Source organism: Emergencia sp. 1XD21-10 (assembly GCF_009936045.1).
Classification (GTDB): Bacteria; Bacillota; Clostridia; order Peptostreptococcales; family Anaerovoracaceae; genus Senimuribacter; species Senimuribacter intestinalis.
In genome coordinates this window covers 139,280-154,513 of the sequence record NZ_QWEQ01000004.1, presented here as the reverse complement: position 1 = coordinate 154,513, position 15,234 = coordinate 139,280, and the positions used below count along the sequence as shown (strand labels likewise).

Annotated in this window: 15 protein-coding genes and 1 pseudogene; 15 read left to right on the top strand and 1 reads right to left on the bottom strand. The window is 46.4% G+C overall.

All coding sequences use genetic code 11. The features are described 5' to 3' along the window. Positions 1 to 19 precede the first annotated feature (19 nt). The 10 genes and pseudogenes from D1151_RS03365 (at position 20) to D1151_RS03320 (ending at position 10,015) form a co-directional block, all read left to right on the top strand. Positions 20 to 1,831: a reverse transcriptase domain-containing protein gene (locus D1151_RS03365; RefSeq protein ID WP_161907936.1), complete on the top strand. Its 1,812-nt coding sequence runs from the start codon at positions 20 to 22 to the stop codon at positions 1,829 to 1,831. A 116-nt stretch (positions 1,832 to 1,947) separates the two neighbouring features. Continuing rightward, positions 1,948 to 2,529 (top strand): annotated as a pseudogene (locus D1151_RS03360) (type IV secretory system conjugative DNA transfer family protein); the annotation flags it as partial. Between the two features lie 14 nt (positions 2,530 to 2,543). Continuing rightward, positions 2,544 to 2,900: a glutamyl-tRNA amidotransferase gene (locus tag D1151_RS03355; RefSeq protein WP_120391757.1), complete on the top strand. Its 357-nt coding sequence runs from the start codon at positions 2,544 to 2,546 to the stop codon at positions 2,898 to 2,900. 105 nt (positions 2,901 to 3,005) lie between these two features. Continuing rightward, the gene (locus tag D1151_RS03350) at positions 3,006 to 3,842 is read left to right on the top strand and encodes a hypothetical protein (protein WP_161907935.1); all 837 of its coding nucleotides are present in this window, start codon (positions 3,006 to 3,008) and stop codon (positions 3,840 to 3,842) included. Between the two features lie 26 nt (positions 3,843 to 3,868). Then, positions 3,869 to 4,105 carry a hypothetical protein gene (locus D1151_RS03345; RefSeq protein ID WP_161907934.1) on the top strand — a complete coding sequence of 79 codons (237 nt, stop codon included), beginning with the start codon at positions 3,869 to 3,871 and terminating at the stop codon, positions 4,103 to 4,105. Between the two features lies 1 nt (position 4,106). Continuing rightward, entirely contained in the window at positions 4,107 to 4,592 is a 486-nt protein-coding gene (locus D1151_RS03340) for a PrgI family protein (RefSeq protein ID WP_161907933.1), read from the top strand. Beyond that, positions 4,585 to 6,918 carry a VirB4-like conjugal transfer ATPase, CD1110 family gene (locus D1151_RS03335; protein WP_161907932.1) on the top strand — a complete coding sequence of 778 codons (2,334 nt, stop codon included), beginning with the start codon at positions 4,585 to 4,587 and terminating at the stop codon, positions 6,916 to 6,918. The genes D1151_RS03340 and D1151_RS03335 overlap by 8 nt, the downstream gene beginning before the upstream one ends. A gap of 16 nt (positions 6,919 to 6,934) precedes the next feature. Further along, complete coding sequence (locus tag D1151_RS03330) at positions 6,935 to 7,339, top strand: DUF6075 family protein (RefSeq protein ID WP_161907931.1); 405 nt, start codon at positions 6,935 to 6,937, stop codon at positions 7,337 to 7,339. A 25-nt stretch (positions 7,340 to 7,364) separates the two neighbouring features. Then, positions 7,365 to 8,150 carry a class B sortase gene (gene srtB / locus D1151_RS03325; protein WP_161907930.1) on the top strand — a complete coding sequence of 262 codons (786 nt, stop codon included), beginning with the start codon at positions 7,365 to 7,367 and terminating at the stop codon, positions 8,148 to 8,150. Between the two features lie 38 nt (positions 8,151 to 8,188). Further along, on the top strand, positions 8,189 to 10,015 hold the full coding sequence (locus tag D1151_RS03320) for a lysozyme family protein (protein WP_161907929.1): 1,827 nt from the start codon (positions 8,189 to 8,191) through the stop codon (positions 10,013 to 10,015). Positions 10,016 to 10,042: 27 nt separating this feature from the next. On the opposite strand, the gene D1151_RS03315 is transcribed toward D1151_RS03320, so the two are convergent. Then, positions 10,043 to 10,402, bottom strand: a complete 360-nt coding sequence (locus D1151_RS03315) for a helix-turn-helix transcriptional regulator (protein ID WP_016221089.1) — start codon at positions 10,400 to 10,402, stop codon at positions 10,043 to 10,045. 211 nt (positions 10,403 to 10,613) lie between these two features. Between D1151_RS03315 and D1151_RS03310 the strand changes: the two genes are divergently transcribed. The 5 genes from D1151_RS03310 to D1151_RS03290 all read left to right on the top strand — a co-directional run bounded on the left by D1151_RS03310 (position 10,614) and on the right by D1151_RS03290 (position 14,770). Continuing rightward, on the top strand, positions 10,614 to 11,276 hold the full coding sequence (locus D1151_RS03310) for a response regulator transcription factor (protein WP_016221090.1): 663 nt from the start codon (positions 10,614 to 10,616) through the stop codon (positions 11,274 to 11,276). A 1-nt stretch (position 11,277) separates the two neighbouring features. Then, positions 11,278 to 12,399 (top strand): HAMP domain-containing sensor histidine kinase, encoded by a 1,122-nt coding sequence (locus tag D1151_RS03305; protein WP_016221091.1) that lies wholly within the window; start codon positions 11,278 to 11,280, stop codon positions 12,397 to 12,399. A gap of 128 nt (positions 12,400 to 12,527) precedes the next feature. After that, entirely contained in the window at positions 12,528 to 13,961 is a 1,434-nt protein-coding gene (locus D1151_RS03300) for an ABC transporter permease (protein ID WP_016297404.1), read from the top strand. 12 nt (positions 13,962 to 13,973) lie between these two features. Further along, positions 13,974 to 14,603 (top strand): ABC transporter ATP-binding protein, encoded by a 630-nt coding sequence (locus tag D1151_RS03295; RefSeq protein WP_016297405.1) that lies wholly within the window; start codon positions 13,974 to 13,976, stop codon positions 14,601 to 14,603. Then, the gene (locus tag D1151_RS03290; protein WP_016221094.1) at positions 14,600 to 14,770 is read left to right on the top strand and encodes a cysteine-rich KTR domain-containing protein; all 171 of its coding nucleotides are present in this window, start codon (positions 14,600 to 14,602) and stop codon (positions 14,768 to 14,770) included. The genes D1151_RS03295 and D1151_RS03290 overlap by 4 nt, the downstream gene beginning before the upstream one ends. The last annotated feature ends 464 nt before the right edge of the window (positions 14,771 to 15,234 follow it).

Below are 15,234 nucleotides of genomic sequence, written 5' to 3'. Positions count from 1 at the left end.
GAAAGGTGTGTGAGACATCATGAGAAGTCCAAAGATTATTTTGGAGAATCTACAGAAACACTCGAAAGAGGAAAACTACAAGTATGAGAGACTGTACAGGAATCTTTATAATGAGGATTTCTACTTGCAGGCTCTCCAAAACATCTACGCCAACAAGGGCGCAATGACACCCGGCATAGATGGGCTGACACTCGACGGTTATGGTAAAGAAAGAGTGGAGCGGATTATCCATGCGGTGAAAGACCACAGTTATCAGCCGAACCCTGTCCGCAGACAGTATATCAAAAAGAAAAATGGGAAAATGAGACCGCTTGGGATATCATCGTCAGACGACAAACTGGTGGAGGAAGTCATTAAGATGATTCTTGAAAGTATTTATGAACCGACATTCTCCAACTATTCCCACGGCTTTAGACCCGGCAGAAGCTGCCATACGGCACTCTTACAGTTACAGCAGAACTTTACAGGTGTGAAATGGTTTGTGGAGGGAGATATAAAGTCGTATTTTGATACGATAGACCACCACAGCCTTATAAATATCCTGCGCAGGCGGATTAAAGATGAAGCCTTTATTGAGCTGATTTGGAAATTCCTCAAAGCAGGGTATATGGAGAACTGGGAATATAATGCTACGTTCAGCGGCATAGCCCAGGGTTCTGGCATCAGCCCAATCTTTGCAAACATCTACCTTAATGAGTTTGACCGATTTATGGAGGGCTACAAAAAGGGATTTGATAAAGGTACGGGCAGAAAAAGGAACAATGAGTATTCCAGAAAACAGTCATACCGCCAAAGGTGCAAAGCCAAAATCCGAAAAGAATGGGACGGCTACTCTGATACAGAAAAGCAGGAAGCGGTACGCCGACTGGCAGAGTTAAAGAGAGGGTTCCAGAAAATCCCTATGGGAGACCCAATGGACACAGGTTATAAGCGGATTCAATATGTACGGTATGCCGATGATTTTCTTATTGGCGTAATCGGAAGCAAAGAGGACGCTGAAAAGATAAAGTCCGATATTGGGAGGTTCTTTGAGGAAACGCTGAAACTGGAATTGTCTGTGGAAAAGACGCTCATCACGAACAGTGACAACAAAGCGAGGTTTCTCGGCTATGACGTTACGGTATGCAACGACAGTGCGCTGAAAAAAGCCAAAGGAAAAGGGACTGTTAAAGCCTACACCGGCAAAATCAAGCTGTACCTGCCAAAAGAGAAATGGGTGGGGAAACTGTTAGGATACGGTGTGCTGAAAATCGTGTCAAGGGCAGGGGAAAAAGAAGTCTGGAAGCCGTTACAGCGGAACGACTATATTTTTCTGCCAGTGCATGAAATGGTACGGAAGTACAATGCGCAGATTCGGGGGATTTACAATTACTACCGACTTGCGAGTAATGTCTCCGTATTAAATAAGTTCCATTATGTCATGGAATACAGCCTATACAAGACCGTTGCGGCAAAATACCGTATCACGATGACAAAAGCAAAGCTCAAATATACCAAAAACAAAGAATTTAAAGTGCCGTACAAAACACAGAAAGGTACAAAGTATGCAGTCCTCTACAATGAGGGATTCCGCAGGGTGAAATATGCCCTTGGAAGTTATGCAGACATCATACCCGAATATGAGCAGATGAACAAGCCCAAAGAACTGTTTTTCAGATATAAGGCGAATGTCTGCGAAATGTGTGGCGCATATGTGCCAGCGGTTAAGGTATATCAGGTAAAAAGTATGAGCGACCTTGATGTTAATACGGAATGGGGAGCGATTATGAACAAGAAGAAAAGAAAAACGCTTGTAGTGTGTGGAGACTGCTATGACAGAATCCATAAATAAATGTAGAGGATGTATAGTGGGGAGCCGTATACATCGAGAGGTGTACGTGCGGTTCCGGGGCGAGGGTTCGGAAACCTGCTGTCGTGAGACAGTAAGGCGCCGGATTCTTAGCCTACAACGTCAGTTTGCCCGATGACTTTGACAAGATACTGTCAGTTATGAGGTCAAGGGGCGTGTCCGTTTCGATTATCCTGCAAAATCTGGCACAGCTTAAAGCCCTGTTTGAGAAACAGTGGGAAAGCATCGTCGGGAACGCCGATGAGTTCCTCTACCTGGGCGGCAACGAGCAGAGTACCCATAAGTTTGTAAGTGAGCTTCTTGGAAAAGCCACGATAGACACGAACACCTACGGGAAAAGCTCTGGGCGGAGCGGCAACTATTCCACAAACTACCAGATTTCGGGGCGTGAGCTTTTAACCCCAGACGAGGTGCGTATGCTTGACAACCGCTACGCACTTCTTTTTGTGCGTGGGGAACGCCCCGTCATGGATTTGAAGTACGACATCCTGAAACACCCGAATGTGAAACTGACCGCCGACGGTGGGAAGCCGCCGTATATCCACGGCGAGCCGACGCAGGCGGTCGCAACCTTTGTGTTTGGCGGGGATATTCCAAAAGACGCTGTTGCGCTTAACCCTGTCAGCACATCCTATGAGCTTCTGTCCGATGAGGACTTGGAAGAAATATTCAATTTATAAGGAGGATTTACCCTATGAAACTTTTCCAGAAAAACGAGAAGAAAGCAACCCAGAAACTGCCGATGACAGGCAAGGTAAAAAAGGGCTTCCGCCATTACTGCGTGGCGGTGCTTGCCGTTATGATGGTATTTGGCACATCCATGACCGCCTTTGCCGCCAATGACCCGATTGCCGTCGTCAACAACCTTTCCAATTTCATCTTCGGTCTGATACGGGCGGTCGGGATGATTATGCTCGGCTTCGGCATCGTGCAGGTCGGCTTGTCGCTGAAATCCCACGACCCGTCCCAGAGGGCGAACGGCTTCCTCACACTGGCGGGCGGCGTAGTGATTACCTTTGCGAAAGAGATTTTGACCCTCATCACGGGCTAATCCAAAACAGACTGAAATAACAGACTGACACAAGACAGGATAACGGGGCAGATCCGCCCTGCGGAACTTGCCCCGCTATCAAATTTTAAGAACGGAGGTGGTCGAATGTCAGACAACTGGGTAGTCCAGAACTTGGAGAACGCCCTTGACACATGGAATGAAAAGTTAGCCGAGATATGGCAGCTCATCACCCAATCCCCAGAAACCTTTAAGGGCGGTACGATATGGAAAGTCATCGTTGACATCCACGGGGCGTTGCAGGCTATCGGGCTTGCCCTGCTCGTGCTGTTCTTTGTGGTGGGCGTGATGCGTACCTGCGGCGACTTCGCACAGGTCAAGAAGCCCGAACACGCCTTGAAGCTGTTCATCCGCTTCGCCCTTGCGAAAGGTGCGGTCACTTACGGCTTGGAGCTGATGATGGCTCTGTTCAAAATCGTGCAGGGCGTGATTTCCGCCATTATGAAAGCCGCAGGTTTTGGCTCGGCGCAAAAGACCGTCTTGCCGCAGGAGATTGTGACAGCCGTGGAGGACTGCGGCTTTTTCGAGAGCATCCCCTTATGGGCAGTCACGCTGATAGGCGGGCTGTTTATCACGGTATTGTCGTTCATTATGATAATGTCGGTGTATGGGAGATTTTTCAAGCTATATTTATATACCGCCATCGCCCCCGTGCCGCTGTCCTCGTTTGCAGGAGAGCCGAGCCAGAGCGTGGGAAAGAGCTTCATCAAGAGCTACTCCGCCGTCTGCCTTGAGGGGGCAATCATCGTGCTTGCCTGCATCATCTTCTCGGTGTTTGCGGCGTCCCCGCCCGCAGTCAACCCCGATGCGGCGGCGGTCACGATGGTGTGGGGCTATATCGGGGAATTGGTGTTCAATATGCTCGTCCTTGTCGGTGCGGTTAAGATGGCAGACCGTGTTGTGCGTGAGATGATGGGCTTGTAATTATCCAACAGGAAAGGAAAATTGAAATGAAAAAAGAAACGAAGTATTGCCAGAATTATAATATCCATTTGCTAAATGGAGAAGTCATCGGGGCTTCCGAAGCCTATGACCTGCCTGCGGAAAAAGGACTGGTCGGAAAATTTGAAAAAGCTGACGATAACGAGATATTTGAAATCGGGGATGCCATTTCTGGATTTGCATATATCCCAAAACGCAGCATCCTCTTTATTTCGACGGGGGATGTCGGGGAGGAGGGGTGCTGATATGGAAGTCAAGATAAATAAGGAAATCCGCAACTACACGGAATCCATGTTCTTTGGGCTGTCGATGCGGCAGTTCCTGTTTTCCGTGCTTGCCTGCGGCGTGGCGGTCGGCTTGTTCTTCCTGCTCCGTGGCAGGTTCGGGACGGAAACATTGAGCTGGATGTGCATCTTGGGGGCTTCCCCTTTTGCGGTCATGGGCTTTGTAAGGTATAACGGCATGACCGCCGAGCAGTTTGTGTGGGCATGGATAAAGTCGCAGTTTCTGATGCCGAAGAAGATTTTATTTGCCCCAGAGAATCTTTATTACGAAGCGATGAAGAACGCCATTGAAGCCCATGAAAAGGGCTTGCCCGCCGTGCAGGATAAGAAAAAGAAAAAATGCAGGAGGGCAAGGCGCAAAGCGGCACGGGAACGGAGAAAACAGGCTGAAAAAGCCAGAAAGAAAAATAAGAAATCAAGAAAGCGCAAGGAGGTAGACTATGATTAAGACGCTGAAAACGCTGTTCAAGCAGGACAGGGAGAAATTCATTGTGCCAAAGTCGGTGCAGGCGGTCATCCCGTTAAAGACCATGTGGGAGGACGGCATCTTCCTTGTGGGCAGGAACAAATACGCAAAGACATTCAAGTTTGAGGACATCAACTACGCCGTGGCGAGCCGTGAGGACAAGGAAGCGATGTTCCTCGAATACTCGGAGCTTTTAAACGCCCTCGACAGCGGGGCGACCACGAAAATCACGATAAACAACCGCAGGCTCAATAAGGCGGATTTTGAGCAGACAATCTTAATCCCGATGGCGGAGGACGATTTGGATAAATACCGTAAGGAATACAACAAGATGCTGCTTGACAAGGCGACGGGGGCAAACTCCACCGTGCAGGACAAATATGTAACCGTTTCCGTCTGCAAGAAGAACATCGAGGAAGCGAGGAATTATTTTGCCCGTGTCGGGGCTGACCTTATCGGGCATTTCAACCGCTTAGGTTCGAAGTGTACGGAACTGGATGCAAACGACAAGCTGCGTATCTTCCATGATTTTTACCGCACGGGCGAGGAAACGGCGTTCTCCTTTGACATGGCACAGACCATGCGGAAAGGTCACGATTTCAAGGACTATATCTGCCCCGACTCCTTTGAGTTCGAGAAAGATTATTTTAAGATGGGAAACCGCTACGGGCGTGTGATATTCCTCAGAGAGTACGCCGCCTATATCAAGGACAGCATGGTGGCGGAGCTTTGCGAGCTGAACCGTAACATGATGCTTTCCGTGGACGTCGTGCCTGTCCCGACGGACGAAGCCGTGCGGGAGGTGGAGAACCGCCTGCTCGGTGTGGAAACCAACATCACGAACTGGCAGAGGAAGCAGAACCAGAACAACAACTTTTCCGCCGTCATCCCCTACGACTTGGAGCAGCAGAGAAAGGAAAGCAAGGAGTTCCTCGATGATTTGACGACCCGTGACCAGAGGATGATGTTTGCGGTGCTTACGATGGTGCATACCGCAGACACCAAAGAGCAGCTTGACAATGACACGGAAGCTTTGCTTACGACGGCACGGAAGCATCTCTGCCAGTTTGCCGTGCTGAAGTACCAGCAGATGGACGGTCTGAACACCGCCCTGCCGTTCGGTGTGAGGAAGATTGATGCGTTGAGGACGCTGACGACGGAGAGCCTTGCGGTATTTATCCCTTTCCGTGTGCAGGAAATCTACCATAAGGACGGCGTGTATTACGGGCAGAATGTCATCAGCAAAAATATGATAATCGCCAACCGCCGCCACCTTTTGAACGGCAATTCCTTTATCCTCGGCGTGTCTGGTGCGGGCAAGTCGTTCACGGCAAAGGAGGAAATGACGAACATCATTCTGACCGACCCCAACGCCGATGTCTTGGTAATAGACCCCGAACGAGAGTACGCCCCTCTTGTAAAGGCGATGCAGGGCGAGGTTATCCACATCTCGGCGACAAGCGACAACCACATCAACGCAATGGACATGAACTCTGATTACGGCGACGGTGCGAACCCCGTCATCTTGAAATCAGAGTTTATTTTGTCCTTGTGCGAACAGCTCATCGGCGGCGCAAGTCTGGGTGCAAAGCAGAAGTCCATCATAGACCGCTGCACGGCGAGCGTCTACCGCTACTACCAGCAGGGCAACTATATGGGTACGCCGCCGACCTTGCAGGACTTCCGTGAGGAGCTGTTAAAGCAGGACGAGCCAGAAGCACAGGAAATCGCCCTTGCGATTGAGCTTTTCACGGACGGCTCTCTCAACACCTTTGCCAAGCATACGAACGTGGACACCCACAGCCGCCTTATCTGCTATGACATCCTCGATTTGGGCAAGCAGTTACAGCCTATCGGTATGCTCGTGGTGCTTGACAGCATTTTGAACCGCATCACCCAGAACAGGGCGAAAGGCAGGAACACGTTTATTTTCATTGACGAGATTTATCTGCTCTTTCAGCATGAATACTCGGCAAATTTCCTCTTTACCCTCTGGAAGCGTGTGCGTAAGTACGGGGCGTACTGCACGGGCATCACGCAGAACGTGGACGACCTCTTGCAGAGCCATACGGCGAGGACGATGCTTGCCAACAGCGAATTCATCATCATGCTGAACCAAGCATCCACAGACCGTATCGAGCTTGCAAAGCTCCTTAACATCTCCGATTTGCAGATGAGCTATATCACGAATGTCGGTGCGGGGCAGGGGCTTTTGAAAGTCGGCAGCTCCCTCGTGCCGTTCGTAAACAAGTTTCCACGCAATACGGAATTGTATAAGCTGATGACGACGAAATTTGGGGAGTGCTAAGATTGGGGGGATTTTTATGTCAGAGATAAGGTTTCGCAACGCAGCCCACCGTGATTTTTTTCTGGAAAGCATGATGAAATGCAGGGTAAACGACTGCTACCACAGGGCGTTTTTCTATGTGATGGGGATTGCGGGGGAAACAAGGCAGAACATCAACGCCATGTTCGATTTTAAGACGGACTGCATCAAGCCAGAGGGGATGCACGCAGGATGGCAGACGAGCGGCACGGTCAAGGTCTGCCACCTTGCCTTTAACCTCTGGAACGGTTACGCCGAGGAAGGGCGTGAGAAGCTGTTCACGCCAGAGGAATTGTTCTGCTGCGAGTTCGCCCCGTATTTCATGGAGGGCATCAAGGCACGGTATCCCGAATATTGCAGGGATTTACCAACGCCTAAGAAGCAGGCGGAGCATACACGTTAAATTTTAAAAATGAAAGGAAAAGCCTATGAATTTTAAGAACTATAAAACCATTCTCTGTACCGCCGCCGCTGTCGCCTTTTTAGGAGCAGCGGTTTTTTGCGGTTTTAAGATTTACAGCCATTACCAGCAGATAGACGAGCAGACCGAAGCCTTTGCGGAGATTGCCGAGGTTGTGGAGAACGCTGAGCCAGAGGAAGAACCGCCCAGAGATAAGGATACGCCCGTCAGTGAGGGCGAGGACATTTTGGCGAAATACAAAAAGCTGTATTTGCAGAATGAGGATATGGTCGGTTGGATTGCCATTGACGGAACAGGCATCAACTACCCCGTCATGCAGAGCAGGAACAATCCCAACTTCTATCTGAAGCACAGCTTTGAAAAGGAATACAGCGATTTGGGAGTGCCGTATATCCAAGAGGACTGCGACATCCCCACAAGCGACAATCTGGTTATCTACGGACACCACATCAAAGGCGGCAGGATGTTCGGTGCATTGGAAGATTACAAATCCAAGAGCTTTTATGAAACGCATAAGAGCATCCAGTTCGACACGCTCACGGAGCAGGCGCAGTATGAAATCATTGCCGTGTTTAAGACCGTGGCGTACAGCTCACAGGGCTACCGCTACTATGATTTTGTCAATGCGGAAAATGAAAAAGAATTTGATGCCTTTGTCGGGAAGTGCAAGGAGCTTGCCTTGTATGATACGGGCGTGACAGCCCAATACGGCGACAGGCTCATTACCCTCTCCACCTGCGAATACTCGGCACAGAACGGCAGGCTTGTCGTGGTGGCAAAAAAGGTAAACTGACATGACCGCAAATCTTCTGGGAAAGGAGGTCGGATTTTATGGCTGATATAAAGACCAGAGATGCGGTCAAAGGAACGATTAAGACTTTAGACAAAGCCGCCATAGCAGGCAAGCGCATGAAATCCGCTTATGCTAAGACAAAGGACAAGGCGGAACAGGGATATTATGCAGAGGAAAATTCCCCCACGGAATATGCCGCCGACAAGGTTTCCCATGCTTCGGGGCGTATCAAGGACGAGGGCATCCACCAGTTTAATAAGCAGGGGCAGAAAAACGCTGAAGCCACAAGGGAAAATATCGGTAAGGCAAAGGATAAAATCGCCGACTTTAAGGCAAAGCGGGCGAAGAAAGCCGCAGAGCAGAAAACAATGCGGAACAAGGCAGGACAAAACGCCATGCGTACAATGGGACAGGACGGCTTGCAGGAAATACAAGGGACTGCAAGCCGTCCCGCTGTTTCCGCTACTTCTGCTGCTTCTGCCAAGACCGAAACGCCCCAGACGGCGGCAAACTCGCTGATAAAGACCAGACAGCAGGGAAAGCGGACGATAAAGACAACCGTCAGAAATGCGGAAAAAACCGTCAAGACCACAGCCAAAGGCACGGTCAAGGCGACGGAAAAAGGCGTGAAAACCGCAAAGGCGACATCCAAGACAGCGATTAAGACCAGGTCGCAGACCGTAAAGGCGGCGCAGAAAACGGCGAAAGCGTCTGCCAAAGCCGCCCAGAAAGCGGCGCAGACAGCGAAAGCCACCGCAAAGGCGACAGCCGAAGCAACGAAAGGCACGGTCAAGGCGACCATTGCGGCAGTTAAGGCGATTATCGCAGGGACTAAGGCGTTGATTTCTGCCCTTATCGCAGGCGGCTGGATTGCCGTTGTGATAATCCTTATCGTCGTCCTGCTTGGATGTGCGGTTTCCCTGTTTGGCGGCGGCAGCGACAGCACATCCTATACCCCTGTCAGTGCGGAGGTCGAAGCCTACACGCCGCTGATACAGAAGTATGCAAAGCAGTACGGCATCCCCGAATATGTGGAACTGATAAAGGCGGTGATGATGCAGGAATCTGGCGGAAAGGGTAGCGACCCGATGCAGGCGGCGGAGGGGAGCTTCAACAAGAAATACCCCCATGAGCCGAACGGCATCAAAGACCCCGAATATTCCATCGAGTGCGGTGTGCAGGAACTAAAAGCTGCCCTTGTATCAGCCGAGGTGGAAAGCCCGATTGACATGGAGCGCATCAAGCTCGCCCTGCAGGGCTACAACTTTGGGAACGGGTATATCTCATGGGCAAAGACCAACTACGGCGGCTATTCCTATGCAAATGCGGTGGAGTTTTCTGCTATGCAGGCACAGCGGCTCGGTTGGGAGAAATACGGCGACACGCAGTACCCCGCCCATGTACTGCGCTACTACCCATACGGGCGGGCGTTCACAAGCGGCGGCAATCAAGCCATTGTGGAAGTTGCTTTGACGCAGCTCGGCAACGAGGGCGGTCAGCCTTATTGGAGCTGGTACGGCTTTGACGGACGTGTGGAATGGTGCGCCTGCTTCGCATCGTGGTGTGCCGACCAGTGCGGCTATCTGGAAAGCGGAATTGTGCCGAAATTCTCCCTCTGCTCGGACGGCGTAAACTGGTTCAAGGGCAAAGGACAGTGGCAGGACAAGAACTATGAGCCGCAGGCAGGCGACCTCATTTTCTTTGATTGGGGGAGCAACGGCTCAATCGACCATGTGGGAATCGTGGAGAGATGCGAGAATGGGACGGTTTACACCGTGGAGGGTAACTCTGGGGATGCCTGCAAACAGCAGAGCTATCCAGTTGGGAGCGGCTCAATATACGGCTACGGATGCCCAAACTATTAGTTGGGCGGAGCAAAAGGAAACCAGAGGTCAATCCTCTGGCTCTTTTGCTTTACATAGCCCGTTTACAGTTGCTTCGACAACAGACAGTTCTTTGTCATCCAGTCGGTCAAGCATAGCATCCAAACGTCTTCGGATAGAACTTTTCTTTGCTTTTTCCTCAGTATGTATATGTTCGTCAACTGATACATCAAACATTGTGATAAGTTGAAGAAACAGCTCTATGCTTGGATACTGCCCCTCATTTTCAACAGCTTGAAGATGTCTGGGATTATAATCAATAATCTCCGCAAACTGTTCTCTGGTCACGCCTTGAGCTTTACGGGCTTTTTTGATTGCCAGTCCTAACGGTCTGAAATCAAAGTCAAAATCGTTGTTTCTTTTGTCCATGCGTTCACCACCTGTACTCTGAAAACTTTTACCCTTATATTTTACAGAGGTGTGGTATCCTACTAAACGATGTGAAATCCTATTTGCATAATTGTTGCTATTTATATAAGCGGTTATAATAGATGTAAATTAGCACATAAATGGATGTTCTTTCTAAAATTTCACATTCGCTCCATATTGGAGTGTTAAACTGAAAAAAGAGGTGATTTATATGGCGACATTACTTATTGTTGAAGATGACCGAAAAACAAATGAAGCGATTTGCGAGTATTTGAAATTAGCGGGACACAAATTAATTCCTGCGTATGACGGGGAATCTGCGCTGCAATGTTTTAGCAATAGCAGGATTGACTTAATTGTACTTGACATTATGCTTCCAAAAATATCGGGGCTTTCTGTTTTGCATGAAATCAGAGAAAAAAGTTCTGTCCCGATACTTATGCTAACAGCAATAGGGGACGAATATACACAAGTTTCCAGCTTTGACGGACAGGCAGATGACTATATCGTAAAACCCTTTTCCATGATTTTGTTAGGGCGGCGCATTACTGCACTTTTAAGAAGAAGCGGAAAGGGGATTTTACCAGATACAATCGAATTTGGAAATGTAATTGTAGATTTTTTAGGTTATACAGCAAAAGATGACAATGGAAAAATCGACGTTACTCCAAAAGAGATTGACTTGCTGAAATTGTTTGTGGAGCATAAAGGACTGGTTCTGACCCGTTCTCAGATACTTGACGATTTATGGGGCGACAGCCATCCTATTATTGACAGGACAGTAGATACTTATATAAAAAACCTGCGAAAAAAACTGCATCTTGACTGCATTGTTACTGTAAAAGGAATTGGATATAAATATGAGGTGGACTAATATGGCACGAATAAAAATATTTCCTAAAACATTTTTATATACATTGAGCGTCTTGATATTTATTGTAATAACTGCACATGGCATCATGTATGTTCTTGCCCCGCAAATATCTTTAGGGCTTGTTGGCGAGAAAGGAATGGAACTGGACGGATTTTTCGTCAGTACGGACGTAGATGCCTCACAGTTTGTAACATTTACGATAAAACGTGCCCTGCCTGTTTCTGTTTCCTGTTGTATCGTGATTGCCATTGTCTGTGCTGCACTTTTTTCCAGAAGCATAACACGAAATATTTGTCATTTATCAGAAACAGCGCAGCGCATGACAAAAATGGATAAATCTGCGATATGTTCTGTAACTTCGGGAGATGAAATTGAAGATTTGGCAGAGAATATCAATAGCCTTTATAGGAATTTGCTGAAGGCAATCCATAATCTTGAATTAGAAAAAAAGTATGTGCAGGAAAGCGAGAAATTGAAAATAGATTTTTTACGTGCGGCTTCCCACGAATTAAAAACGCCTGTTACTGCTTTAAACGCCACTCTTGAAAATATGATACTTGGAGTAGGAAAATATCAAGACTATGACGTATATCTGCCAGAGTGCAAAGAAATAACAGAACAGCTTTCCGAGATGATACATGAAATTTTAGAAACATCCAAAATGAATATTACAAATGAAGAAAAACCGACCGAAATAAATTTGCCAGAACTGCTCACAAACCTTTGTGAGCCATATAAACTGATTGCCGCTGCAAACGAGATAAATTTTTCTGTCTGCCTGCCACAACATTTTACAGTCAGTATACCCATTTCCTTATTTGAAAAGGCAGTTTCTAATATTCTTGCAAATGCAGTTGCATATACAGAAAGCGGGAAGCTGATTTCTGTTTCTATGGATGGCAGAAATCTTGTTGTTGAAAATGAATGTGTCCCTGTTCGTCAATCCGAAATCCCCCGGTTGTTTGAGCCATTTTACCGTCTTGATTATGCAAGAAGCAGAGAGCAAGGAGGAAATGGCTTAGGCTTGTATATTGTGGACACTATTTTTTCTGCACTTTCTATTCCATATACATTTCAAGCGAAAGACAATCCGCAAAGAATGTGTTTTACTATATATTTATGATGAAAAACCCTCCGATGTTTCGGAGGATTTTTTTCTTCCGTTTATTTTTCACAGATATTCCATATACGTTCCATATAGGAATGTTATTTTAATATTGTGTTCAAAAAATAAAAAACGGAGGTATCAATATGAATTTTTTAAAACGGGCAATGTTATATGTTACTCGAAAAAAAGGGAAAAGCATAGTGCTTTTTTGTATATTGCTTATTATGGCAACCTTTGTCTTGTCGGGATTGTCTATCGGGAAAGCTACAAAACAAGCACAGCAAAATCTGCGTCAAAGCCTTGGCGGTTCTTTTCATGTCTGGACGGACTACACAGATAATAACCCCTATCTGCATAAAGAATCGGACGAGGATGAAAGTGGAGGGACTGGATATATCATGTATTCCACAGAGCAGTTATCCTCTGATATGGTGAAAAATATCCGTGATATAGCAGGAGTGAAATATTGCGATGCATTTGATGAAACATTACTGGATTTTGAACAGTTGTCTTTTTTCAAGGGGACAATTCCTTTGGAGGAAGAATTAGGGAATAGCACGACTACGGTAAGTCTATGGCGTTCCGAAGAACACAATTTGTTTACAAATGGTGTTGTCAAACTAACGGAAGGCAGGCATATTACAGAAAAAGATACGGGGAAAGCAATTATTTGTAAAGATTTGGCTGATAAAAATGGCTTAGGGATAGGCGATATGCTGAAAACGAGGTCTATGGATGGGCGCAGCATGACACTGGAAATCGTTGGATTGTTTACAGCAATGGAAACAGAAAAAATCGGCAAGAATATAGAGGGCTATAATAAAATACAGAATCGGGTGTTTATAGATATAGCGTCGGCAATTCTTATCGAGAACACCCCTGCAGTTCAGGGATTTTCAGAAGTTTCAATTACCATAAACGACCCAGAAGAAATGGATGAAATTATCGAAAAAGTGAAAAAGACGCCTGGATTTAAAGAGGATGGATTTACGATTGATACGGACAATGAAACTTATGAAAATACGGCTTCCTCTCTGGAAAGTATGGATAAACTGGTGATAGGTCTGCTGATTGCGGCTATCCTTGTCAGCGTTGTAATCTTATCGCTTATTCTTACTCTATGGGGAAAATCACGTGTCCGTGAAACAGGTGTGTTCCTCTCGCTTGGCATAAAAAAGACAGACATTATAGGGCAATATCTGACAGAAGTATTGCTGATTGCAATCGTTGCTTTTGGGATTTCCTTTTTTACAAGTAATATGGTTTCAAACCGTATCGCCGATGTGCTTTTACAACAGGATATACAGAATAAAATAGAAGAACCGAATGACGTGCAGCAAGATGACATTGCGATAGAATCGTTTGAAAGTACAGCATTAGGAGGTGTAGACAATATAGAATTGAGCGGTGCAGAAAATACAGATTATTTGGAAACGGATATTGAAGTTTCTGTAAGCATAGAAAATTTATTACAGTTATATCTTGTTGGATTTGTAATTATCATTGTATCTGTTATGATATCGTCTATTGCGGTCATGCGCTTGAAGCCGCGTGAAATTTTATCCCGCATGAGTTAGGAGGAGAAAAAGATGACAACGCTAATATGTGAAAACGTAACATATCAATATGAAAAAGGCTCAAAGGTCTTAGAACATATAACAACTCAATTTGAAACAGGAAAAATGTATGCGATACTTGGCGCATCTGGTTCTGGGAAAACGACCCTGTTATCATTGATAGGCGGTCTTGATATTCCACAGGAAGGAAAAATTATGTTTCATGACAGGGATATATCGGAGCAGGGACTTGAATACCATAGGCGCAATCATGTTTCTGTCATATTCCAGAATTACAATCTTATTGATTATATGACGCCGATTGAAAACGTAAAATTGACTGCAAAACAGGACGCCCTGCCAATATTAAAGCAGCTTGGATTGACGGAGGATGAAGCAAAACGAAATGTAATGAAACTGTCGGGAGGACAGCAGCAGCGTGTGGCAATCGCCCGTACACTGGTATCGAATGCCCCTGTTATTTTAGCGGATGAACCAACGGGAAATTTAGACAAAGATACTGCCGCAGAAATTACGGGGATTTTGAAAAATTGCGCCCATCAGATGAATAAATGTGTAATTATTGTTACCCACTCCAACGACCTTGTAAAACAAGCGGATACCGTTTTTCAGTTAAAAAAAGGCAGGTTGCTTCAAATATGAAATACGAGTGGATATATTGTCCGATTTGCAAAAAAAAGACGCATAACAAATTTAGGGAAGATACTGTTTTGAAAAACTATCCGCTTTATTGTCCAAAATGTAAACGGGAAACGATAATTAACGCAAAAAATATGCAAGTATTTATCATCACAGAGCCAGACACATAGATGCAGAGCCGATGAATGTGTGGAATGAATGAAACCACAGTTTATCGGCTCTGCATTTTACTTAATTAAATGCAGATACGTCCACCAAATAAAAAAAACGGCGATTTGGTGGGCGGTATTGCTATGCCCGAAAGACTTAACAAGCACTCTCCAAACCTGTTTTAAGTTTGGAGGGATTTTTATTGCCTGCAAATAGCAAATTCTATTTACACATATCATATCGGGGATGGGTGGACAGCCTGTTAAAAAAATCCTTGTCAGTGCAAGGGGGCTTTCTATCCAAGAAGTAGAAGTCAAATCTCTACATATAAGAACCAATATATCTAAAAACCGTAAAGGCACGACAGCCCTTGCGGTTTTTCTTTTGTCGTTTTTTGTCGGAATACGCCGCAGGGCTGTTTCTAGCGTGGGATGCCGTTCTCCGCCTTTCAATCTGGATTATCCAAAAAAAATTCAGATTGGAG

Bases quoted from the DNA above. Each gene is read 5' to 3' on its own strand.
- D1151_RS03355 (WP_120391757.1), top strand. From the start codon at position 2,544: ATGAAACTTTTCCAGAAAAACGAGAAGAAAGCAACCCAGAAACTGCCG.
- D1151_RS03345 (WP_161907934.1), top strand. From the start codon at position 3,869: ATGAAAAAAGAAACGAAGTATTGCCAGAATTATAATATCCATTTGCTA.
- D1151_RS03315 (WP_016221089.1), bottom strand. From the start codon at position 10,402: ATGGACAAAAGAAACAACGATTTTGACTTTGATTTCAGACCGTTAGGA.
- D1151_RS03320 (WP_161907929.1), top strand. From the start codon at position 8,189: ATGGCTGATATAAAGACCAGAGATGCGGTCAAAGGAACGATTAAGACT.
- srtB (WP_161907930.1), top strand. From the start codon at position 7,365: ATGAATTTTAAGAACTATAAAACCATTCTCTGTACCGCCGCCGCTGTC.
- D1151_RS03365 (WP_161907936.1), top strand. From the start codon at position 20: ATGAGAAGTCCAAAGATTATTTTGGAGAATCTACAGAAACACTCGAAA.
- D1151_RS03305 (WP_016221091.1), top strand. From the start codon at position 11,278: ATGGCACGAATAAAAATATTTCCTAAAACATTTTTATATACATTGAGC.
- D1151_RS03330 (WP_161907931.1), top strand. From the start codon at position 6,935: ATGTCAGAGATAAGGTTTCGCAACGCAGCCCACCGTGATTTTTTTCTG.
- D1151_RS03340 (WP_161907933.1), top strand. From the start codon at position 4,107: ATGGAAGTCAAGATAAATAAGGAAATCCGCAACTACACGGAATCCATG.
- D1151_RS03335 (WP_161907932.1), top strand. From the start codon at position 4,585: ATGATTAAGACGCTGAAAACGCTGTTCAAGCAGGACAGGGAGAAATTC.
- D1151_RS03290 (WP_016221094.1), top strand. From the start codon at position 14,600: ATGAAATACGAGTGGATATATTGTCCGATTTGCAAAAAAAAGACGCAT.
- D1151_RS03310 (WP_016221090.1), top strand. From the start codon at position 10,614: ATGGCGACATTACTTATTGTTGAAGATGACCGAAAAACAAATGAAGCG.
- D1151_RS03350 (WP_161907935.1), top strand. From the start codon at position 3,006: ATGTCAGACAACTGGGTAGTCCAGAACTTGGAGAACGCCCTTGACACA.
- D1151_RS03295 (WP_016297405.1), top strand. From the start codon at position 13,974: ATGACAACGCTAATATGTGAAAACGTAACATATCAATATGAAAAAGGC.
- D1151_RS03300 (WP_016297404.1), top strand. From the start codon at position 12,528: ATGAATTTTTTAAAACGGGCAATGTTATATGTTACTCGAAAAAAAGGG.